The sequence below is a fragment of the Nocardia kruczakiae NBRC 101016 genome (assembly GCF_001612965.1).
In the GTDB taxonomy this organism is placed as follows: Bacteria; Actinomycetota; Actinomycetes; order Mycobacteriales; family Mycobacteriaceae; genus Nocardia; species Nocardia kruczakiae.
In genome coordinates this window covers 58,513-79,453 of sequence record NZ_BDBL01000024.1, presented here as the reverse complement: position 1 = coordinate 79,453, position 20,941 = coordinate 58,513, and the positions used below count along the sequence as shown (strand labels likewise).

Annotated in this window: 21 protein-coding genes; 18 read left to right on the top strand and 3 right to left on the bottom strand. The window is 67.3% G+C overall.

Annotation, left to right across the window (positions count from 1 at the left end; all coding sequences use genetic code 11):
* Positions 1-185: 185 nt before the first annotated feature.
* From NK1_RS18135 to nrdF, 8 genes are all read left to right on the top strand, one after another.
* The gene (locus NK1_RS18135) at positions 186-749 is read left to right on the top strand and encodes an NAD(P)H-dependent oxidoreductase (RefSeq protein WP_036504175.1); all 564 of its coding nucleotides are present in this window, start codon (positions 186-188) and stop codon (positions 747-749) included.
* A 165-nt stretch (positions 750-914) separates the two neighbouring features.
* Complete coding sequence (ykgO, locus tag NK1_RS18130) at positions 915-1,037, top strand: type B 50S ribosomal protein L36 (protein WP_036504093.1); 123 nt, start codon at positions 915-917, stop codon at positions 1,035-1,037.
* Between the two features lie 479 nt (positions 1,038-1,516).
* Entirely contained in the window at positions 1,517-1,750 is a 234-nt protein-coding gene (locus tag NK1_RS18125) for a redoxin NrdH (RefSeq protein WP_030515663.1), read from the top strand.
* Between the two features lie 43 nt (positions 1,751-1,793).
* Positions 1,794-2,297, top strand: a complete 504-nt coding sequence (gene nrdI / locus NK1_RS18120) for a class Ib ribonucleoside-diphosphate reductase assembly flavoprotein NrdI (protein WP_051756104.1) — start codon at positions 1,794-1,796, stop codon at positions 2,295-2,297.
* 35 nt (positions 2,298-2,332) lie between these two features.
* Positions 2,333-4,438, top strand: a complete 2,106-nt coding sequence (gene nrdE / locus NK1_RS18115; RefSeq protein WP_218023140.1) for a class 1b ribonucleoside-diphosphate reductase subunit alpha — start codon at positions 2,333-2,335, stop codon at positions 4,436-4,438.
* Positions 4,439-4,859: 421 nt separating this feature from the next.
* Positions 4,860-6,266, top strand: a complete 1,407-nt coding sequence (gene mgtE, locus NK1_RS18110) for a magnesium transporter (RefSeq protein WP_245660634.1) — start codon at positions 4,860-4,862, stop codon at positions 6,264-6,266.
* Between the two features lie 179 nt (positions 6,267-6,445).
* The gene (locus NK1_RS18105; RefSeq protein WP_063010117.1) at positions 6,446-7,111 is read left to right on the top strand and encodes an alpha/beta fold hydrolase; all 666 of its coding nucleotides are present in this window, start codon (positions 6,446-6,448) and stop codon (positions 7,109-7,111) included.
* Between the two features lie 339 nt (positions 7,112-7,450).
* Positions 7,451-8,413, top strand: a complete 963-nt coding sequence (gene nrdF, locus NK1_RS18100; protein ID WP_063010115.1) for a class 1b ribonucleoside-diphosphate reductase subunit beta — start codon at positions 7,451-7,453, stop codon at positions 8,411-8,413.
* 109 nt (positions 8,414-8,522) lie between these two features.
* Here nrdF and NK1_RS18095 read toward each other — a convergent pair whose 3' ends face one another.
* Positions 8,523-8,969: a MarR family winged helix-turn-helix transcriptional regulator gene (locus tag NK1_RS18095; RefSeq protein WP_063010113.1), complete on the bottom strand. Its 447-nt coding sequence runs from the start codon at positions 8,967-8,969 to the stop codon at positions 8,523-8,525.
* A 57-nt stretch (positions 8,970-9,026) separates the two neighbouring features.
* Between NK1_RS18095 and NK1_RS18090 the strand changes: the two genes are divergently transcribed.
* The gene (locus tag NK1_RS18090) at positions 9,027-9,401 is read left to right on the top strand and encodes a VOC family protein (RefSeq protein ID WP_063010111.1); all 375 of its coding nucleotides are present in this window, start codon (positions 9,027-9,029) and stop codon (positions 9,399-9,401) included.
* A gap of 67 nt (positions 9,402-9,468) precedes the next feature.
* Here NK1_RS18090 and NK1_RS18085 read toward each other — a convergent pair whose 3' ends face one another.
* On the bottom strand, positions 9,469-10,038 hold the full coding sequence (locus NK1_RS18085) for a P-loop nucleotide/nucleoside kinase family protein (protein ID WP_167354272.1): 570 nt from the start codon (positions 10,036-10,038) through the stop codon (positions 9,469-9,471).
* An 89-nt stretch (positions 10,039-10,127) separates the two neighbouring features.
* On the opposite strand from NK1_RS18085, the gene NK1_RS35305 reads away from it, so the two are divergent.
* Positions 10,128-10,628, top strand: a complete 501-nt coding sequence (locus NK1_RS35305; protein ID WP_063906037.1) for a hypothetical protein — start codon at positions 10,128-10,130, stop codon at positions 10,626-10,628.
* A 44-nt stretch (positions 10,629-10,672) separates the two neighbouring features.
* Here the strand turns inward: NK1_RS35305 and NK1_RS18075 are convergent, their stop codons facing one another.
* Complete coding sequence (locus tag NK1_RS18075) at positions 10,673-11,749, bottom strand: ABC transporter substrate-binding protein (protein WP_063010107.1); 1,077 nt, start codon at positions 11,747-11,749, stop codon at positions 10,673-10,675.
* Between the two features lie 199 nt (positions 11,750-11,948).
* Here NK1_RS18075 and ctaD point away from each other — a divergent pair, with 199 nt between their 5' ends.
* The 8 genes from ctaD to NK1_RS18035 all read left to right on the top strand — a co-directional run bounded on the left by ctaD (position 11,949) and on the right by NK1_RS18035 (position 20,937).
* Positions 11,949-13,685: an aa3-type cytochrome oxidase subunit I gene (gene ctaD / locus NK1_RS18070; RefSeq protein ID WP_063010105.1), complete on the top strand. Its 1,737-nt coding sequence runs from the start codon at positions 11,949-11,951 to the stop codon at positions 13,683-13,685.
* Positions 13,686-13,907: 222 nt separating this feature from the next.
* The gene (gene serB, locus NK1_RS18065; protein WP_036504167.1) at positions 13,908-15,161 is read left to right on the top strand and encodes a phosphoserine phosphatase SerB; all 1,254 of its coding nucleotides are present in this window, start codon (positions 13,908-13,910) and stop codon (positions 15,159-15,161) included.
* Positions 15,161-15,952: a peptidyl-tRNA hydrolase gene (locus NK1_RS18060; RefSeq protein ID WP_063010103.1), complete on the top strand. Its 792-nt coding sequence runs from the start codon at positions 15,161-15,163 to the stop codon at positions 15,950-15,952. The genes serB and NK1_RS18060 overlap by 1 nt, the downstream gene beginning before the upstream one ends.
* A 127-nt stretch (positions 15,953-16,079) precedes the next feature.
* Complete coding sequence (locus tag NK1_RS18055) at positions 16,080-16,910, top strand: ABC transporter ATP-binding protein (RefSeq protein WP_063010101.1); 831 nt, start codon at positions 16,080-16,082, stop codon at positions 16,908-16,910.
* A gap of 69 nt (positions 16,911-16,979) precedes the next feature.
* Entirely contained in the window at positions 16,980-17,813 is an 834-nt protein-coding gene (locus NK1_RS18050) for an NUDIX hydrolase (protein WP_063010099.1), read from the top strand.
* Between the two features lie 58 nt (positions 17,814-17,871).
* Positions 17,872-18,636, top strand: a complete 765-nt coding sequence (locus NK1_RS18045) for an enoyl-CoA hydratase-related protein (RefSeq protein ID WP_063010097.1) — start codon at positions 17,872-17,874, stop codon at positions 18,634-18,636.
* Positions 18,637-18,672: 36 nt separating this feature from the next.
* Positions 18,673-19,650, top strand: a complete 978-nt coding sequence (locus NK1_RS18040; RefSeq protein ID WP_039779972.1) for a class I SAM-dependent methyltransferase — start codon at positions 18,673-18,675, stop codon at positions 19,648-19,650.
* Between the two features lie 39 nt (positions 19,651-19,689).
* Positions 19,690-20,937, top strand: coding sequence for a class I SAM-dependent methyltransferase (locus NK1_RS18035; protein ID WP_063010095.1), 1,248 nt, complete (start codon positions 19,690-19,692; stop codon positions 20,935-20,937).
* The last annotated feature ends 4 nt before the right edge of the window (positions 20,938-20,941 follow it).

The window sequence follows — 20,941 nt, the reverse complement described above, 5'->3', positions numbered from 1 at the left end:
GGCGGCGAAAACCGGATCCGAGGCGGGCGGATCGGATGAATGGGACGAATTCGACGGCGGCGAATCCGGAGTGTCGCAGTTCACAGTTCGGTTACCCCATGACCCGGGAATGAAAGCGGACCGTAGTCCGGTTAACGTGTCGTGAAAGCGGAAGCCACCGCCGCCCCACCGCACAAGGAGTGATCATGTCACAGACTCGCATTCTGGCTCTCGTCGGCAGCTTGCGTGCCGGTTCGATCAACCGGCAGCTGGCCGAGGCCGCCGCCCAGACCGCACCGGAAGGTGTCGAGGTCGATATCTACGACGGTCTCGGGAATATTCCTTTCTACAACGAGGACATCGACGTACCGGGTCAGGTGCCCGCGCCGGCGCAGGCGCTGCGTGACGCCGTCGCCGCCGCCGACGCGCTGGTGCTGTTCGTCCCCGAATACAACGGCACCATCCCGGCCGTGCTCAAGAACGCCATCGACTGGGCCTCGCGTCCCTACGGCGCGGGTTCGATCAAGGCCAAGCCGGTCGCCGTGATCAGCGCCTCGATCAGCCAGAACGCCGCGAAGTGGGCGCACGGTGACACGGTGAAGGCGGTCGGCGTGGCCGGCGGCACCGTCGTGGAGAGCGCGCACCTGCACTTCGGCACCATCGGCCAGCGCTTCGGCGAGGCCCATCCGCGCGAGGACGCGGAGGCTCTGACCCAGCTCGCCGCCGCGATCACCGAACTGGTTGCCGCGCGGGAATCGGTCAACGCCTGAGTGTGAGACGGTATCCGGCTCGAGCTTTCGAGGGGTCGCACCCGACGGTGCGGCCCCTCTGTGGCGTTGGGGCGGTCATCGGTCGGGCTCGACGTGACGGGCGTCCTAACGGCCGCGGCACCCGGCTCTATAGGATATGAAAACCATTTCCAATAGGAGGTCGTCATGAAGGTGCGGAACTCGCTGCGTTCGCTGAAGGACAAGCCGGGCGCCCAGGTGGTGCGGCGCCGTGGCAAGACCTATGTGATCAACAAGAAGGAGCCGCGGTTCAAGGCTCGCCAGGGCTGATCCGGTCCGGCGCCGACACGCCGAAGAAGCATGGCAGGGTGCCGCGTTCGTTCTCCGGAACGGGCGCGGCACTCGGCTGTTCCGGGTGTGTCGCAGTGGGCATGTTGAGGTCGGCGTGACCGATGTGACCAAAGATGGCAGTGGGTTTGCTGAGAAAGAGCTGGACATGAAATCGTGATCTGCGCCACTGTCGTGTCGGGTTGCGAATCGACTGTCCTGGTACTTACGGACGTCGAATTTCATCTTTGTGGTTCGCAACATGTCGTGTCGTAGGAATCTGTCGGCCACTAGGTGTAGTGTCTTGAGCGCTGGAAGGAGAGACGAACTCCGAGCCGATCATCACCGTGTGATCGCCGGGGGTGTCCCTACTTCCAGAGGTTTGCGCAGTACCGGATGGATCGTGCTCAGTACGGATGCTCACAGCAGATGGCGTACCGATTCAAGGCTGCATCGGATAAGGCAAGGAGAGAGGGTCACCCATGAGTATCACGGTCTACACCAAGCCCGCTTGTGTCCAGTGCAACGCCACCTACCGCGCGCTCGACAAGGCCGGTGTGGAGTACGAGGTCGTGGATATCTCCGAGAACCCCGAGGCCCGCGACTACGTGATGGCGCTGGGTTATCTGCAGGCCCCCGTCGTCGTCGCCGGCGACGAGCACTGGTCCGGTTTCCGTCCGGACCGCATCAAGTCCCTGGTGACCGCCGCGGCCTGATCCGCTTCGGTCGCCGTTCGTCCGACGTGGGAAGGGGAGCGGGATGGCTGGGTTGTCCGGGGAAGGGACCCAATCGACACCCGCTCTGGTCTACTTCTCGAGCGCGTCGGAGAACACGCACCGCTTCGTCGAACGGCTGGGTTTGCCGGCCGTTCGCATTCCGCTCCACACCGCCGATTCGCTGCGCGTCGACACGCCGTATGTGCTGATCTGCCCCACCTACGGTGGCGGCCGGCACGTGTTCGACGCGCAGCGCGGCGAGGGGGCAGCCGGTCGTTCGGACAAGGAATTCGTGCCCAGACAGGTGGCGAAGTTCCTCAACGATCCGCATAATCGTGCGCTGTTGCGCGGGGTGATCGCGGCCGGCAACACGAACTTCGGCGATACGTATTGCTATGCGGGAGAGGTCATCTCGCGCAAATGCGGGGTGCCGTACCTGTATCGCTTCGAACTGATGGGAACCGCCGAGGACGTCGAGCGCGTCCGAGAGGGATTGGGATTGTTTTGGCAACGACAACAGCACCGGCCGGAAAGACGGCCCGCCTAGAGCGCCCGGTCAGCACCGAGACCTCGACCGAGGGCTTGGACTACCACGCGCTCAACGCGATGCTGAATCTGTACGGACCCAACGGTGAGATCCAGTTCGACAAGGATGTCGCCGCCGCTCGGCAGTACTTCCTGCAGCACGTCAACCAGAACACCGTCTTCTTCCACAACCTCGACGAGAAGCTCGACTACCTCGTGGAGGAGAACTACTACGAGCCCGAGGTGCTCGACCAGTACAGCCGGGCCTTCGTCAAGAAGCTGTTCCAGCAGGCCTACGCCAAGAAGTTCCGGTTCCCGACCTTCCTCGGCGCCTTCAAGTACTACACGTCCTACACGCTGAAGACCTTCGACGGGAAGCGCTATCTGGAGCGGTTCGAGGACCGGGTCTGCATGGTCGCGCTGACCCTGGCCGCCGGTGACGAGATCCTCGCCCGGCAGCTCGTCGAGGAGATCATCGACGGCCGCTTCCAGCCGGCCACGCCGACGTTCCTGAACTCGGGCAAGAAGCAGCGCGGCGAACCGGTCTCGTGCTTCCTGCTGCGCATCGAGGACAACATGGAGTCCATCGGGCGCTCCATCAACTCGGCGCTGCAGCTGTCCAAGCGCGGCGGCGGAGTCGCGTTGCTGCTGAGCAACATTCGCGAGCACGGCGCGCCGATCAAGAAGATCGAGAACCAGTCCTCCGGCGTCATCCCCATCATGAAGCTGCTCGAGGACTCCTTCTCCTACGCCAATCAGCTCGGCGCGCGCCAGGGTGCGGGTGCGGTGTACCTGCACGCGCACCACCCCGACATCTACCGCTTCCTCGACACCAAGCGAGAGAACGCGGACGAGAAGATCCGCATCAAGACGCTCTCGCTGGGTGTGGTGATTCCCGACATCACCTTCGAGCTGGCGAAGAAGAACGAGGACATGTACCTGTTCTCGCCCTACGACGTCGAGCGCATCTACGGTGTGCCGTTCGCCGATATCGACGTCACCGAGAAGTACTACGAGATGGTCGACGACAAGCGCATCCGCAAGTCGAAGATCAACGCCCGCGAGTTCTTCCAGACCATCGCCGAACTGCAGTTCGAATCCGGCTACCCCTACATCATGTTCGAGGACACGGTGAACCGGGCCAACCCGATCAAGGGCAAGATCACCCACTCCAACCTGTGCTCGGAGATCCTGCAGGTCTCCACGCCGTCGGTGTTCAACGACGACCTGTCCTACGCGAAGGTCGGCAAGGACATCTCCTGCAACCTGGGCTCGCTCAATATCGCCAAGGCCATGGACTCACCGGATTTCGGGCAGACCATCGAGGTCGCGATCCGGGCGCTGACCGCGGTCTCGGATCAGACCCACATCTATTCGGTGCCCTCGATCGAACAGGGCAACAACGAATCCCACGCGATCGGGCTGGGCCAGATGAACCTGCACGGGTATCTGGCGCGCGAGCGGGTCCACTACGGATCCGAAGAAGGTGTGGATTTCACCAACATCTACTTCTACACCGTCGCCTACCACGCGGTGCGGGCGTCCAACAAGCTCGCCATCGAGCGCGGCACGGCCTTCGGCGGTTTCCCGGAATCGAAGTACGCCAGCGGCGAATATTTCGACAAGTACACCGAACAGGCATGGGAGCCGAAGACCGACCGCGTGCGGGAGATCTTCGCCGAGGCGGGCGTGCACATTCCGACCCAGGAGGACTGGCGCGAGCTGAAGGCCTCGGTCATGGAGCACGGCATCTACAACCAGAACCTGCAGGCGGTGCCGCCGACCGGATCGATCTCCTACATCAACCACTCCACCAGCTCGATTCACCCGGTGGCGTCGAAGATCGAGATCCGCAAGGAAGGCAAGATCGGCCGCGTCTACTACCCGGCCCCCTACCTGACCAACGACAATCTCGACTACTTCGCCGACGCCTACGACATCGGCTACGAGAAGATCATCGACACCTACGCCGCCGCCACCCAGCATGTGGACCAGGGCCTCTCGCTGACCCTGTTCTTCAAGGACAGCGCCACCACCCGCGACGTCAACAAGGCCCAGATCTACGCCTGGCGCAAGGGAATCAAGACCCTGTACTACATCCGCATCCGCCAAATGGCTTTGGAGGGTACGGAAGTGGAGGGCTGCGTCAGCTGTATGTTGTGAGGATTGCGCCACGGGCGCCCCGGTTCCGGCCGGGGCGCCCGTCGGCGTTTCCGGACCTCGGTGTCGTTCGGTTCGTAGTTGGGCGTGCGGAGGAGTAGCATGCAGGCGGGCGCTGTGCGCCCCCGCGTCGGCCCGGCAATGGTGCAGGTCACAGCGGTGCCGATCGGCATCGGACGCGAAATTCTCTGACGGTGAAGTGCTGGCGATGAGGAGGTGGGTGGCTGTGCGTAGCGAACCCCCGAGTCGAAGGCCGCGCGGCGCCGTCCTCCTGTTCTGCCGGTAGAGCTTTCGGTGGCGAGGTCGGTGCCTCGCGGTGTGATCCGTGACCCCGTACCCACTCGCAGTATGCCGAGGTTCTGTCATGTCGACCGATCTGTTCTTTGCCGCGCCCGCACGCCCTGATGTCCCGGATGACGGACACGTGGCGACCCCTGTGCCGGCCGATTCGGCGGTCTGCGGTGCCGCCACCGCCGAAACGACTGTCGCCGAACAGCATTCGGATCACGTCTCGCTTCGCGACCTCATCGACGACCGCCGCGTCGACGCCGCGCTGAACTGGTTGGACGACCACGCCCCGCATCGGATCGCCGACGAACTCGCGCGCATGGACGCCGTGCACGCCGGCATCGCGTTCCGGCTGCTCGACAAGGACCGGGCGCTGGCGGTGTTCGAGGAGCTCGAGCCGGTCGACCAGCAGCAGATCCTGTCCGGAATGCGCGATCAGAGCTTCCGGGAACTGGTCGAAGGCATGGATCCCGACGACCGGGCCCGGATGCTGCGCGAGGCTCCCGCGACGGTCGCGAAGAAGGTGCTGGCCGGGCTGAGTCCGCGCGAACGGCGGATGACCGCGGCGCTGCTCGGCTACCCCGAGGGGTCGGTCGGTCGCTATATGACGCCGGAAGTCGTTGCGCTGCACTGTGATCTGACCGTCGAACAGGCGCTGCGGGTGGTTCGCACCAAGGGCACCCATGCCGAGACCGTGTACACGCTGCCGGTGGTGGACGGCGGTCGCCGGCTCACCGGCGTGGTCGAGATGCGTGAACTGGTCCTCAGCGATCCCGGCGCGATGCTGACCGAACTCGTGGTCACCGCACCGGTTTTCGCCCGCGCGACCGATGCCGCGGAGAAGGCGGCGCGGCTCATGCGCGAGACCAACCTGATCAACCTGCCGGTCGTCGACAGTGAGGATCGGCTGGTCGGACTGCTGACCATCGACGACGCGGTCGAGGTCATCGAGGCCGCCGACAGCGAGGATATGGCGCGGCAGGCCGGTGCCAGCCCCTGGTCCGGGCACTATATGGCCGCCGGTGTATTCCAGCTGGCCCGCTACCGCGCGATGTGGTTGCTGTTGCTGCTGGTCGCGGCCACCCTGACGGTCACGGTCACCGACGCGTTCGAGGCGACGCTGGCCCAGGCCGCGAATCTGGCGCTGTTCATTCCGCTGCTGATCGGCGCGGGCGGCAATGCCGGTGCGCAGGCGGCGACCTCGTGCGTGCGGGCCTTGGCCGTCGGCGAGGTGCGGGTATCGGATCTGCTGAAGGTCATCTGGCGCGAATGCCGGGTCGGATTGGTGCTGGGCTCGATGCTCGCGGTGGTCGGCATGGTCATCGGCGCGGCGTTCGTCGGCGCGCAGATCGCACTGGTCGTCGGCATCACCCTGGTGATCATCTGTGGCTGGGCCGCGACCATCGGCGGCACGATGCCGTTGCTGGCCAAGAAATTACGCATCGACCCGGCGGTCATCTCCGCGCCCATGGTGACGACGCTGGTCGATGCGACCGGGCTGATCATCTACTTCACGACCGCGAAGCTCGTACTGGGGATCTGAGCCGGAACCGCGCACTCAGGGAGCAGATACAGGGGCACCCGGCGAGGTTGGCGTCGAACAGGTACCGAATGGCTTTCTATCGGTAGCAAGCCATTCTCCCCGCCGGTGAGACTGTCTCCACGCGAAGTGATCGAGGCGGAGTGCCTCGACTCCGCGGCTGGAGAAAGTGGGAAAAGCACATGGGGACATACGTTTTGGTGCCCGGCGGTTGGAAGGGTTCCTGGTCGTTCGAGACGGTGGTTCCGTTCCTGGAGCAAGCCGGTCACACCGTCCACGCCCTGACCCTGACCGGTCTGCGGCCGGACGACGACGCCGCGACGGTCGCGACGACCACCCTCGACACCCACGCCGACGACGTCGTGCGGTTCCTCGACCGTGCCCACCTCACCGACGTGACGCTGGTCGGTCACAGTTACGGCGGAATGGTGATCGCCGCGGCCGCCGACCGCGCCGGCGGCCGGATCTCCCGCCTGGTGCATCTCGACGCGTACGTCCCCCGCGACGGCGAATCGTGCTGGTCCGCGACGAACGACCACTTCCGCCAGGTCTTCGCCGCCGGCGCCGCGACCACCGGCTACGCCGTCCACCCACCCGGCAACGGCGACCCCCGCCGCCGCCCCCACCCTCTCGCGTCCTTCATGCAGACGGTCCGGCTCACCGGCGCATTCGCCCGAGTCCCGCGCCGAGAGTTCGTCTACTGTTCGGGCTGGGAAGACACCCCCTTCGCCGGCCTCCGCACCCGCCTGCAAGCCGACCCCGAATGGCTGGTCCACGACCTCCCGACCGGCCACGACGCCATGCACGAGGCCCCGCAGGCCGTGGCCGAACTGCTGCTGAGCGAGTGAGCGCGGCTCGTCCGGGTGAACTTTTCGTGCAAACCTCCGTGCCAATGTGAGAAATCTGCGCAAGCCGACGAGGTTTGCACGGTTAGTGCACACCACATCCCGGGCGTGGACCGCGATGGCAAACTTTCGGCATCATTGCTGCGGCCGTGGGGCGGCAGTAGCCTGTGCATCGCGCGCTCGTCATTCGCTCGCGGCCGCGGTGTGGAACTTCCCACCCCGGAACGCATTTGCCCAGGATGTGGGAGACACAAGCCCTTGTGCTGTGCTGAGCGGAGGCCCACTAGGAGTAGTGTCCGAGCGTACAATGACCGGCGAAGCGGGAAGGGTGAGTGAGCGGGCGTGAAGCTGATCGATCGAGTGTCTGCGATCAACTGGAATCGGGTGCCCGACGAGAAGGATGCCGAGGTCTGGGACCGGCTCGTCGGCAACTTCTGGTTGCCGGAGAAGGTTCCGGTATCCAACGACATTCCGTCGTGGAACACGCTGAACGCGCACGAGAAGCAGTTGACCATGCGCGTGTTCACGGGTCTGACGCTGCTGGACACCATTCAGGGCACGGTCGGTGCGGTGAGCCTGATCCCGGATGCGCGGACTCCGCACGAAGAGGCGGTGCTGACCAATATCGCGTTCATGGAGTCGGTGCACGCCAAGAGCTACAGCTCCATCTTCTCCACGCTGTGCTCCACCCGTGAGATCGACGACGCCTTCCGCTGGTCGGAGGAGAACCCGAACCTGCAGCGCAAGGCCGAGATCGTGCTCGAGTACTACCGGGGCGACGAGCCGCTCAAGCGCAAGGTGGCCTCCACGCTGCTGGAGAGCTTCCTGTTCTACTCCGGTTTCTACCTGCCGATGTACTGGTCCTCGCGCGCCAAGCTCACCAACACCGCCGACCTGATCCGCCTGATCATCCGCGACGAGGCCGTGCACGGCTACTACATCGGCTACAAGTATCAGAAGGGCTTGGAAGACCTCACCGGCGCCGAACAGGACGAGCTCAAGAACTACACCTTCGAGCTGCTGTTCGAGCTGTACGAGAACGAGGTCGAATACACCCAGGACCTCTACGACGAGGTCGGCCTCACCGAGGACGTCAAGAAGTTCCTGCGCTACAACGCCAACAAGGCGCTGATGAACCTCGGCTACGAGGGGCTGTTCCCGCGCGACGAGACCGACGTCAACCCGGCGATCCTCTCGGCGCTGTCCCCGAACGCCGACGAGAACCACGACTTCTTCTCCGGCTCCGGTTCCAGCTACGTCATCGGCAAGGCGGTCAACACCGAAGACGAGGACTGGGAGTTCTGAGTTTCGCTCTCGCGTGACAACCCGGGCGTATCGCATTGCGTACGTCCGGGTTTCGCTTATGTAGGGGAGGCTCCGTGTGCCGGCCGACTTCTGGGGCGGATGGGGCCGTTCAGTGCTTCGTCGGATCGAGAGCTTCCGCGCACGTGGTCAGGTCTCGGTGCAGGCGTTCTGCGTTGCCTGCGGGCAGAGCCGCGATCATCCGGCCTTCGACCTCTGCGACGACGTGACTGGCCCGCGCGAGCAGGCGGGCGCCCTCGTCGGTGAGTCGGGTCGGTAAGGCCCGTCCGTGCGGTGCGGCGGATGGGCGTTCCAGGAGACCGCGATCCTCGAGTCCTTGCAGCACCGTATGCATGGATTGGCGTGTGACGAACGCGCCGCGAGCCAGCTCCGCGGCGGACAGCCCCGGTCGCTGACCCAGCAATTCGAGGCATGCGTATTGCGGCACGCTCAGGCCCAACGGCCGCAGGGCGGTATCCATGGCGCCGCGCAAAGCCGCGGCGGCCTGTTTGAGGACATAACCCACGGACGAATCGAGGTCCACCTTCTCTTGCGGCATGTCAGGATTCTGACATACTCTTCTATGTCAGAACCCTGACATAGAAGGAGAAGCCCAATGTCTACTGTGACCGGACCCGACTTCATCGCCCTGCAGGTGCGTGATGTGGATGCGGCGGCCGAGTTCTACGAGACGCATCTCGGATTGCGCCGCGCTCCGGCGAGCCCGCCCGGCGCGGTCGTATTCGACACGGCCCCGGTGTCTTTCGCGGTGCGGACGCCGCTGCCCGGGGTCGATCTCGATGCCGTCGCGCCGCGCCCGGGCGCCGGGGTCGCACTGTGGCTGCACGCCGGCGACGCGCAGCAAGTGCACGATCATCTGGCCGCGGCCGGAGTCTCGATCCTCGCCGCACCCGCGGATGGCCCCTTCGGCCGCACCTTCACCTTCGCCGATCCCGACGGATATGCCGTCACCATCCACGACCGCGCCTGAGGTGGGCGACATCCCGAGGGCTCTGCGGTGGGCGGAGGCTTCGGTCGCTGCCGACAGCTGGGATCGGTCAAGTGCGCTGGGGTGGAAGGAGATTCGGTGCCCGGCGGGGCGGTGTATCGTCGGTGGCCCGCTCGATTCGTTCGACCAAATCGGTGTAGTCGACCGGGACGGTCGTATCGACGACGACGACCGGAACGAGGTGCAAGGGCGTCGCCTGTTCCGCCCAGACGTCCCACTGGGTGCTCAGGCGTTCGCCGTCGTGGAAGAAGTCGGCGCGACGCCGCCGCGTGTAGCGGGCCCTCGCGACGTGCGCCGGGACGTCGCACCACACTTCGACGGCCCGGTCCGCACCCACCTTCTCGATACCGGCGCGGGCGAATTCCCGGTCTCTCGGTGCGAACCACCAGGAATCGATGACCACCGAGGCGGGGATCGTCCGCGCCAGCGACCACACCGCGTCCATCGCGATACCGCCCAGATCCGTAAGGCCGGCCGGGTCCTCGACGCAGGTCGCCAGCGCCTCCTTGACCGCGTCCTTCGAGAGGAACCGGGCGCCCGATACCTGCGCCAGCGCTCGCCCGACGGTCGATTTGCCGGCACCCGGAAGACCGTTCACCAGGACGAGAAGTGTGCCCACCCGGCCCATCATGACGTGGCGGACGCGGTATGTCCCGCGATGTGGTGGGTCGGGTGTCGATCGGGCCGACCGCTCGGTATTATTCGAATATGTGTTCGAGTTCCGGTGAGGGTGTGTCGTCGGAGCAGGCGGCCGATGGGTTCTCCGGCCGGGCGCCGCGACGGCTTCCGGAGGATGTTCCGCGGACCGAGGGGACCGAACCGCAGCTGCAGTATCCGAACGAGGCCGGCTATTACTACCGGGTGCTCGTGCAGCCGCCGAAACCGGTGTGGGTGCGGTTGGACGCGATTCTCATCCGGGATCCGGGCACGCCCCGGCACGTCAACGGGGCGGGGCTGGATATGACGGGGGAGCGGCCGGGGACATTGACGCACTGGGTGCCCTCATTCAGCGGCGAGTGGCTGGGCCGGGTGAATTTCTCGGTCTGTTATGCGGACGGGCGGACGCCGCTGCATCTCACCGACCAGTTGGTGCCCGCCTACGCGCTCCGCCCACGCGCGGCCGCCGACGATCCGCGCCGACCACCGGCGGGCCGGCCGAACACGTCGTCGCGTATCGAGCGCCGGGCGGGCGACGCGGACGGTCGCTGAACCGCGGCCGACGCATGCCGCATCGGCCACGGCGCGTCATCGGCTCAGTCCGTCACATACCCGTTCAGCGTCTTGCGCAGGTCGTCGAGGATGGCCCGCGCCGCGGTGAGTCCGGAACCGTGCCAGAGGTCGTCCTCGACGGCGAAATCGCGTTTGTCGACGATCGCGCCGAGCTTTTTCCAGTCGTCGCTCTTCATCACCGATTCGCCGTGGCTCCTACCGTCGGGGCCGTCGAACATCAGATAGATGATGTCGCCCTCGATCTTGTTGCGGTCGCTCTCGGTGGCGAGGCTGTCCACCGTGAACGAGTGATCGCGCTGGGCGCCCGGGCGCTGCACGCCGGCGTCGGCGAGTACCTGTCCCGCGAACGTGTCGGTGCCCTGGACCTGAATATCCTTGGGGGAGAAGCGGATCACCGACGCCTGCGACAGGTTGGCGGCGATCGAGGCCCCGGTTTCGCGGGCGTCCGTGCGGTAGTCCGCGAGCGCCTTCGCGCCCGCCGAACCGCGACCGAGGGCCTCTGCGTAAGCGGTGAAATCGTCCTGCCAGCCGCGCTGTTCGACCAGGACGGTCGGGGCGATCCCGCGCAGCGCGGCGAGATCCCCGTCACCCGCGGCGCCGAGGATCAGATCCGGTTGCAGCGCGGAGATTTTGGCCGTGTCCACCGCCCCGGAGGTCCCCACGCCCGGGATCTTCAGGACGCCGGTGCCCAGATAGTTCGGCTGCGGCGCCGGTCCGGCCGCGGTGGTCGCGCCGACGACCCGCTCCCACAGGCCCACCGCGCAGACCGCGTCCAGCGCCGCGGTATCCAGCACGACAATGCGTTTCGGATCCGCGGGCACCTGGGTCCCCGCCACCGTGTGGGTGCCCGAGGCCTGGTCGGGGGCGCTGGGCAGGGCGCAGGCGTGAGTGGTGTCGCGCTCGATGCCGACCACGCTCGCGCCGGCGATATTGGTGGTGGTCCGGACGATCGAACTCGACGCGTCGTCGCCCCCGGTGCCGCAACCGGTGACCAGGACGGCCACGGCGCCCACGGCCGCACCGCCGAGCGCGAGCCGGCGCGCACTGGTGCGCTTGCGGGTCTTGGGCTTTCGGGTGGAGACGCGTTCGCTCACCGGCATGCAGCGTAGGGTACATGCGCCCACGTGCAGGATGATTGCGGCACCGTCCCCGCGGCGAATACGACACAGAGTAGGACCCCGTCGGACGCCTGCGACGCCACGGTTTACGATGCCTCTAGCGCAAGCCACCGTCGTTTCGTCATGCGCCGGAACGCACGAGCGTGCGAAACGAGCAGAAGGCACACCTTCAGGAGGATCAGTGACTGCTGTAGAGCCCCAGCCAGTCCCCAAGCTGGAAGCGACACGGCCGTATCCGGCACGACTGGGCCCGAAGGGTTCGTTCATCTACAAGGCCGTCACCACCACGGACCCGAAGGTCCTCGGTGTGATGTACCTGGTGACCGCGATGTCGTTCTTCATGATCGGCGGTCTGATGGCCCTGCTGATGCGTGGTGAGCTGGCTCGTCCGGGTCTGCAGTTCCTGTCGCCGGAGCAGTTCAACCAGCTGTTCACCATGCACGGCACGATCATGCTGCTGTTCTATGCGACCGCGATCGTGTTCGGCTTCGCCAACATCGTGCTGCCGCTGCAGATCGGTGCGCCCGACGTCGCCTTCCCGCGTCTGAACGCGTTCAGCTACTGGCTGTACCTGTTCGGCGCGACCATGGCGACCGCGGGTTTCATCACCCCCGGTGGCGCCGCCGACTTCGGCTGGACCGCCTACACCCCGCTGTCGGACATCGTGCACTCCCCGGGTGTCGGCGCCGACCTGTGGATTCTGGGTCTGGCCGTTTCCGGTCTGGGCACCATCCTCGGTGGTGTCAACATGCTGACCACCGTCGTCTGCCTGCGCTGCCCGGGTATGACCCTGTTCCGGATGCCGATCTTCACCTGGAACATCGCCGTCACCAGCGTCCTCGTGCTGCTGGCCTTCCCGCTGCTGACCGCCGCGCTGATGGCGCTGGCCTACGACCGTCACCTGGGCGGCCACATCTACGACCCGGCCACCGGCGGTTCGCTGCTCTACCAGCACCTGTTCTGGTACTTCGGCCACCCCGAGGTGTACATCATCGCGCTGCCGTTCTTCGGCATCGTGTCCGAGATCTTCCCGGTCTTCAGCCGTAAGCCGATCTTCGGTTACACCACCCTGGTCTACGCGACCCTGGGCATCGCGGCGCTGTCGATCGCGGTGTGGGCGCACCACATGTACGCCACCGGTGCGGTGCTGCTGCCGTACTTCTCGTTCATGACCTTCCTGATCGCGGTTCCGACCGGTGTGAAGTTCTTCAACTGGATCGGCACCATGTGGAAGGGGCAGTTGACCTTCGAATCACCGATGTTGTTCTCGGTCGGCTTCCTGGTGACCTTCCTCTTCGGTGGTCTGTCGGGCGTCATCCTGGCCAGCCCGCCGCTGGACTTCCACGTGTCCGACACCTACTTCGTGGTCGCGCACTTCCACTACGTGCTCTTCGGCACCATCGTGTTCGCCACCTTCGCCGGAATCTACTTCTGGTTCCCGAAGATGACCGGCCGCATGCTGGACGAGCGCCTGGGCAAGTGGCACTTCTGGGCCACCATGGTCGGCTTCCACACCACCTTCCTGGTGCAGCACTGGCTGGGTAACGAGGGCATGCCGCGTCGTTACGCGGACTACCTGCCGACCGACGGTTTCACCACCCTGAACACGATCTCCACGATCGGCGCCTTCATCCTCGGTGCCTCGACGCTGCCGTTCATCTGGAACGTCTTCAAGAGCTACCGCTACGGCGAGGTCGTGACCGTGGACGATCCGTGGGGTTACGGCAACTCGCTGGAGTGGGCCACCACCTGCCCGCCGCCGCGGCACAACTTCTACGAGCTGCCGCGGATCCGCTCCGAGCGTCCGGCGTTCGAGCTGCACTACCCGCACATGGTGGAGCGCATGCGGGCCGAGGCGCACGTGGGCTGGGGCTCGAAGTCCCATCACGTGGCCGAGCTCGAGAAGGTGCCGAGCTAGTACCCCGCATCGAGTAGCGAAGTCCCGGCGCGGCGGCCGTCCAGTGCGACGGCCGCCGCGTTCGGCGTTTCGGGGGTGCCGCGCCGGGCCGGAGGGTGTGGCGGTGCCTCCGGGTGACCGGTGCGCGCCGGTGGCCGCACCCGACCTGAGAGAATGTTCGCTGGCCGTCGGCGCACCGCGATCGCCGGCGCGAGGAGCTGTGACGAAGAGATGGAGTTGCGCGTGGGCACGTCCGAGTCCGATCGTGGCACCGCCACCGAGACGACGGTGCTGATCACGGTCACCGGACCCGATAAACCGGGCGTGACCTCGGTGCTGCTGGCGGCGCTGTCCCGGCACGGCGTGAGCCTGCTGGATGTGGAGCAGGTCGTGATCCGGGGCCGGCTGACCCTCGGTGTGCTGGTGACGAGCCCCGGCGATCCGGAGGACCTGCAGGATCAGCTCGAGGACGCGATGGCGACGGTCGGCATGCAGGTCGATGTCGAGATCGGCGCCAACTCGGTCTCCGGGGCGCCGCTGTCCACGCACGCGGTGGTGGTGCTCGGCAGCCCGGTGACCGCTCGCGCGTTCAGCACGATCGCCCGCACACTGGCCGCGCAGGAGGTCAACATCGACTCCATCCGCGGCATCGCCGACTATCCCGTGACCGGCCTCGAACTGATGGTCACCGCACCGGCCACCGAGGACCCGCTGGCCGAGACCCGCCTGCGCACGGCGCTGGCCGAGGTCGCCGCGAAGGAGAAGGTCGACGTCGCCGTCGAGCGCGCGGGTCTGGCCCGGCGGGCCAAGCGGCTCATCGTCTTCGACGTCGACTCCACCCTCATCCAGGGTGAGGTGATCGAGATGCTGGCCGCGCACGCCGGTGTCGAGGAGGAGGTCCGCAAGGTCACCGAGGCCGCGATGCGCGGGGAGATCGACTTCGCCGAATCGCTGCGCCAGCGCGTCGCCACCCTCACCGGACTGGACGAGACGGTGATCGATCAGGTCGCCGAGCGGATCGAACTGACCCCCGGCGCGCGGACCACCATTCGGACCCTGCGCAGGCTCGGATTCCGCTGCGGCGTGGTCTCGGGCGGCTTCCGCCAGGTCATCGAACCGCTGGCGCACGAGCTCGAATTGGATTTCGTGCACGCCAACACCCTCGAGGTGGTTGACGGCAAGCTCACCGGCCAGGTCATCGGCGAGATCGTCGACCGGCCCGGAAAGGCGGTGGCGCTGCGGCGTTTCGCGGCCGAGGCCGGTGTGCCGATGGAACAGACCGTCGCGGTCGGCGACGGCGCCAACGACATCGACATGCTCAACGCGGCCGGCCTGGGTATCGCCTTCCAGGCCAAGCCCGCACTGCGGGAGGTCGCCGACACGGCGCTGTCGCACCCGTTCCTGGACGCGGTGTTGTTCATCCTCGGTGTCACCCGCGACGAGGTCGAGGCCGCGGACGCCCGCGACGGTCTGCTGCGTCGGGTACCGCTGAGCTGATGACCGAACCCGAGCTCGACGCGCCCGGCCCCGGCGCCGCACCGCCGCTCGTGCTGGATTCCGGTTTCCGCGCCCGGCATGCGGAGCTGGCGCTCGGCTACGGTGGCGGCGGCGATCCGGACGATCCCGCGCAAGTGCAGGCGATGCAGATGGTCCTGCACATTCCGAAAGCCGAACCGCCGCTGCGCAGTGCGGTGCTGGAGGCGGCCGCGGCTGCGGCCGTCGCGCTGTGCCTGGATCCACGCGTCGGCCCGGGCGGGGAATGGGAGCCGCGCTATCTCGCGTGGAAGCGGTCGCGGATCCGGAAGGTGGCGCGGCGAGCGCGGGGTGCGCAGTGGATCTCGGCCGGCGATGTCGAGGGCATCACGATCGACGTGGGTGGCGCCCAGGCCCGCGCCCTGGTGCCGAGCCCGGTGGGCGAGGTCGACCCGCGCATCCGCAAACTGCAGATCGGTGGGACCGACCTCGAACACGACGAACCCGGCCCGCCCGATCCGGAATTGCCTGTGCTGTGGGTCAATTCGGCCCTGGGTATGACCGTCGGCAAGGCGGCGGCGCAGGTCGGTCACGCGAGCATGTTGCTGGCCGGTGCGCTCCCGGTGCAACAGGCCTTCGCCTGGGCCGAGCATGGATTCCGCTGCGCGGTCCGTGACGCGGAGCCGGAGCACTGGGCCCGGCTGTGCGCCCGGGTGAACGGCGGCGCCGGGCCCAAGACGATCGCCGCGGTGCGGGATGCCGGATTCACCGAAGTGGCGCCGGGTTCGATGACGGTGATCGCGGTGGCACCGTAGGGTGCTCAAACGTGCGGAATCTCACTGCGGCAATGGCAGATTCGGATCGTGAGGGAGCGGGAGGCCGACTATGACGGATAGCGTGCACACCGACCACGTTGGCAACGGATCGAGCGCGTCGGCAAAGATGGAGCTCGTGCCGCAACCGGATCCCGATCTGCTCATCGACTTCAACGAGGTGACCGTCCGGCGGTCGGGCCACACGCTGGTGGGTCCCGTCACCTGGCAGGTGGAGCTCGACGAACGCTGGGTCGTGCTCGGCCCCAACGGCGCCGGGAAGACGTCGCTGCTGCGGATGGCCGCCGCCGAGCTGTATCCGACGTCGGGGTCGGCCACGCTGCTGGGCGAGGTGCTCGGCAAGACCGACATCAGCGAACTGCGCCCGCGCATCGGCTTGTCGTCGGCCGCGGTGGCCAGTCGGATCCCGGTGGAGGAGAAGGTGTCGGATCTGGTGGTGTCGGCGGGGTACGCCGTGATGGGCCGCTGGCGCGAGCGCTACGACGAGGTCGACACCGATCGCGCCGTCGACATCCTGGAAAGCCTGGGCGCCGAACACCTTTCCGACCGCGCCTACGGAACCCTGTCCGAGGGCGAACGCAAACGCGTCCTCATCGCCCGCGCCCTGATGACCGATCCCGAACTGCTGCTGCTCGACGAACCGGCCGCGGGCCTGGATCTGGGTGGCCGCGAGGAACTGGTCGAGCAACTGGGCGATCTGGCCGCCGACCCGGATGCTCCGGCGACCGTGCTGGTCACCCATCACGTCGAGGAGATTCCGCCCGGTTTCACCCACGCGCTGCTGCTCAACGAGGGCGATGTGATCGCCCAGGGCCTGCTCTCCGATGTGCTGACCGCGGAGAATCTCAGCGAGGCCTTCCGCCAGTCCATCGCCCTCGATCGCATCGACGGACGGTATTTCGCGCGGCGCTCGCAACGCTTCGGCCGCCACCGCGCCTGAACCCGGGCGCCGGCGCCGCTTTCGGACACCTGCTGCCGATCGGAACCGAGCGCGCGTTATGGTGCGATCGTGAGTGAATCTGTTGCGGAAACCCCGGCCGAACCACCGGCGCCGAAGGGCGCTTCGACCGTAGTGCTCGTGCGTGACGGCGCATCCGGTCCGGAGGTTTTCCTGCAACGACGGGTCAAGGCGATGGCCTTCGCGGCCGGCATGACGGTCTTTCCCGGCGGTGGTGTCGACCCCTCCGACGCCGATGCGGAAATCGGCTGGGCCGGGCCGGACCCGACCTGGTGGGGGCAGCGTTTCGGGGTCGACCGCGCTCGCGCGCAGGCACTGGTGTGTGCCGCGGTCCGGGAGACGTTCGAGGAATGCGGTGTGCTGCTGGCGGGCCCGACCGCCGACACCGTGGTCTCCGACACCGTCGCCTACCGCAGTGCCCGGGAGAAGCTCGAGCGCCGCGAGCTGTCGTTCGGCGACTTCCTGGCGAACGAGAAGCTGGTCCTGCGTGCGGATCTGCTGCGCCCGTGGGACAACTGGATCACCCCGGTGGTGGAACCGCGCCGCTACGACACCTACTTCTTCGTCGCGGTCCTGCCCGAGGGGCAGCGCGCCGACGGCGCCACCACCGAGGCGCACGACGTCGCGTGGCGGACCCCGGCGCAGGCGCTGGATCGCTGGCGGGCCGGCGAGGACGTCTTGCTGCCGCCGACCTGGACGCAGCTGAGCTCGATCGCCGAATTCGCCTCCACGGCAGAGATTCTCGCGGCCGACCGCGCGATCAGCCCGATCATGCCGATCTTCGAACCGGTCGACGGTCAGCCGATGCTGCAGTTTCCGAACAACACCCGCTATTTCGCCGATATGCCGGACGCGTCCCGGCTGCAGGGTTCGAAGCGAGACTGAGCCCGCGCGCACATCCCGACGTCCGGTGCGTCCCGCCGCGCACAGTAGGCTCGCCGCCGTGGCCGAATTCGTGACCGTGGACCGTGTCGAGGCGGGAATCGCCGTACTGCGTTTCGCGCGGCCGCCGCTGAATCTCATCGATCTGCAGGCGGCGCTGGAACTCGAGGCGGCCGCCGACGCCCTCGCGGCGGATGACGAGGTGCGGGCCGTGATCGTCTACGGCGACGAGCGAATCTTCAGCGCGGGCGACGACGTCGACGAACTCGCGCGCTGGACGCCCGGGCAGGCCGGCGCCGTCGCCGCCGATCTGCAGCAGGCGCTGGGTTGTCTGGCCCGGATTCCGCAGCCGACGATCGCCGCCGTCACCGGGTACGCGGTCGGTGCGGGACTCGAGCTCGCTCTCGGCGCCGACCGCCGGTTGATCGGTGACAACGTGAAGCTGGGCTTGCCGCAGATCCGGGCGGGCCTGATCCCGGTGGCCGGTATCCGCCGGCTGGGGCTGCTCGTGGGCCCGGGCCCGGCCAAGGATCTGGTGTACACCGGCCGCTATGTCGATGCCGAGGAGGCGGCGGCGATCGGGCTGGTCGACGAGGTGGTCGCCCCCGACGACGTCTTCGGTGCGGCGCTGCGATGGGCGCGGCAGTTCACCACCGGTCCGGCCCGCGCGCTGGCCGCCGCGAAACGGGTCTTCGAGGCCGGTCCGCACGGCCTCGACCGCGCCCGCGCGGAGTGGGCGGAGCTGTTCGGCACCGAAGACCGCAGCGTAGGAACACGTTCTTATTCGGCGTCCGGTCCGGGCGCCGCGGAATTCCTGGGCCGCTGACCCACTCCGTGTGATCACTCGATACGCTGTGCGACCATGACCGCACGTCTTGACGACCCCGCGCCGAACCCGCACGCCACCGAGGCCGAGGTCCAGGCCGCGCTCACCGACAACAAGCTCGCGCAGGTCCTCTACCACGACTGGGAGGCGGAGACCTACGACGACAAATGGTCCATCTCCTACGACGAGCGGTGCATCGAGTACGCGCGCGGCCGCTTCGACGCCGTCGCCCCGAATGCGCCGCTGCCGTACGAGCGGGCCCTCGAACTCGGTTGCGGCACCGGTTTCTTCCTGTTGAATCTGATGCAGGCCGGGGTGGCGAAAACCGGTTCGGTGACCGACCTCTCGCCGGGCATGGTCAAGGTCGCCACCCGCAACGCGCAGAATCTGGGGCTGGATGTCGACGGCCGCGTCGCCGACGCCGAGACCATCCCCTACGAGGACAACACCTTCGACCTGGTCGTGGGACATGCTGTGCTGCACCACATTCCGGACGTGGAGCAGGCGCTGCGGGAATGCCTGCGGGTGCTGAAGCCGGGCGGCCGCTTCGTCTTCGCCGGTGAGCCGACCACCATCGGCAACTTCTACGCCCGCAAACTGGGCCAGATCACCTGGAAGGTCACCACCGAGGTGACGAAGCTGCCGTTCCTGTCCGACTGGCGGCGACCGCAGGCCGAACTGGACGAGTCGTCGCGGGCCGCGGCCCTGGAGGCCGTGGTCGACCTGCACACCTTCGATCCCTCCGAACTCGAGCAGATCGCCCGCAGCGCGGGCGCGGTGCAGGTGCACGCCGAGACCGAGGAATTCGCCGCCGCGCTGTGGGGCTGGCCGGTGCGCACCTTCGAGGCCGCGGTGCCGGAGGAGAAGCTGACCTGGCGCTACCGGATGGCGCAGTACAAGGCGTGGCTCGGTCTGAGCAAACTCGACGAGAAGGTGCTGCGCCACGTGGTGCCGCGCCAGTTCTTCTACAACGCCATGATCACCGGCGTGAAGCCGGGTGCCGCCGGAAAGTAGTGGGCGGCAGGCTGTTTCGCACCGGTCGGGGCCGCGCTGATGGGATATTCGTTCACCTCGCGAGACGTCGACTATCTGGACAGTGCGGCCGGCCGGGACGCGCTGTCCGCGGTCGGAGAACGTGCGCTGACGCCCGCGACGATGCTGCGGGATCTGGATACCCTGCGGCGCGACTACGGCGACCGGACGGCCGCACTGGTGGAGACCGTGCGGCTGCGCCGGCGCGCGGCGGCCAAACTCGACGACGCGGCCGGGTGGCTGTTCACCGACGACGCCCTGCAACAGGCGACGCCGAGTCTCGTGGCGCGGCATCGGGCCCGGCGGCTGGCGGGGCGTGCCGTGCACGACGTCACGTGCTCGGTCGGCGCGGAGCTGGCCGCGCTGCGGCGGGAATGCCCGGCGGTGCTCGGCAGCGATCTGGACCGGGTGCGACTGGCGATGGCCGCGCACAATCTGGCGGACGCGCCGAATGTCGCTCTGCTGCAGGCCGACGCGCTGCGGCCGTGCAGTACCGGCACCGTGGTGATCGCCGATCCGGCGCGGCGCGCGGGAGGCCGGCGCACCCACGATCCGGATCGGCTGCAACCACCCTTACCGCAGCTGCTGGCCGTCCATCGTGACCGCGATCTGGTCGTGAAATGCGCTCCCGGACTGGATTTCGACCGTTTCGCGCTGCGGCGGTCGGACGCGCAACCCCTGCCCGCGCGAGTGGACCGGACGGCGGCCGACGGTTATGAGGGGCTCTCCTGGGACGGTGAGGTCGAGGTGGTCTCCCTCGACGGCGCCGTGCGCGAAGCCTGCCTGTGGTCGCGCGGACTCACCGAATCCGGGGTGACCAGACGGGCGACGGTGTTGCGTAGCGACGGTTCGTCGTGGTCGCTGACCGATGCCGAGCCCGACGACCTTCCCGAACGCGAGCCCGGAACCTGGCTCGTCGACCCGGACGGCGCGGTGGTCCGGGCGGGCCTGGTCCGCCATTACGCCGCGAGATACGGCCTCTGGCAACTGGATCCGCGCATCGCCTACCTCACCGGCGACACCGTGCCGCCGGGGGTGCGCGGGTTCCGCGTTCTGGATCGGCTGGAATTCCGGGAGAAGGCGCTGCGCGCCGAACTGCAGCGCCGCGACTGCGGTCCGCTCGAGATCCTGATCCGCGGCGTCGACGTCGATCCCGATGCGCTGCGGCGCCGGATCAAACCCCGGGGCAGCACCCCGCACACCGTGGTGATCACCCGGATCGGCCGGACCGCAACGGCATTCGTCTGCGAAACCCCGCCCGCCCGGTGAGCTC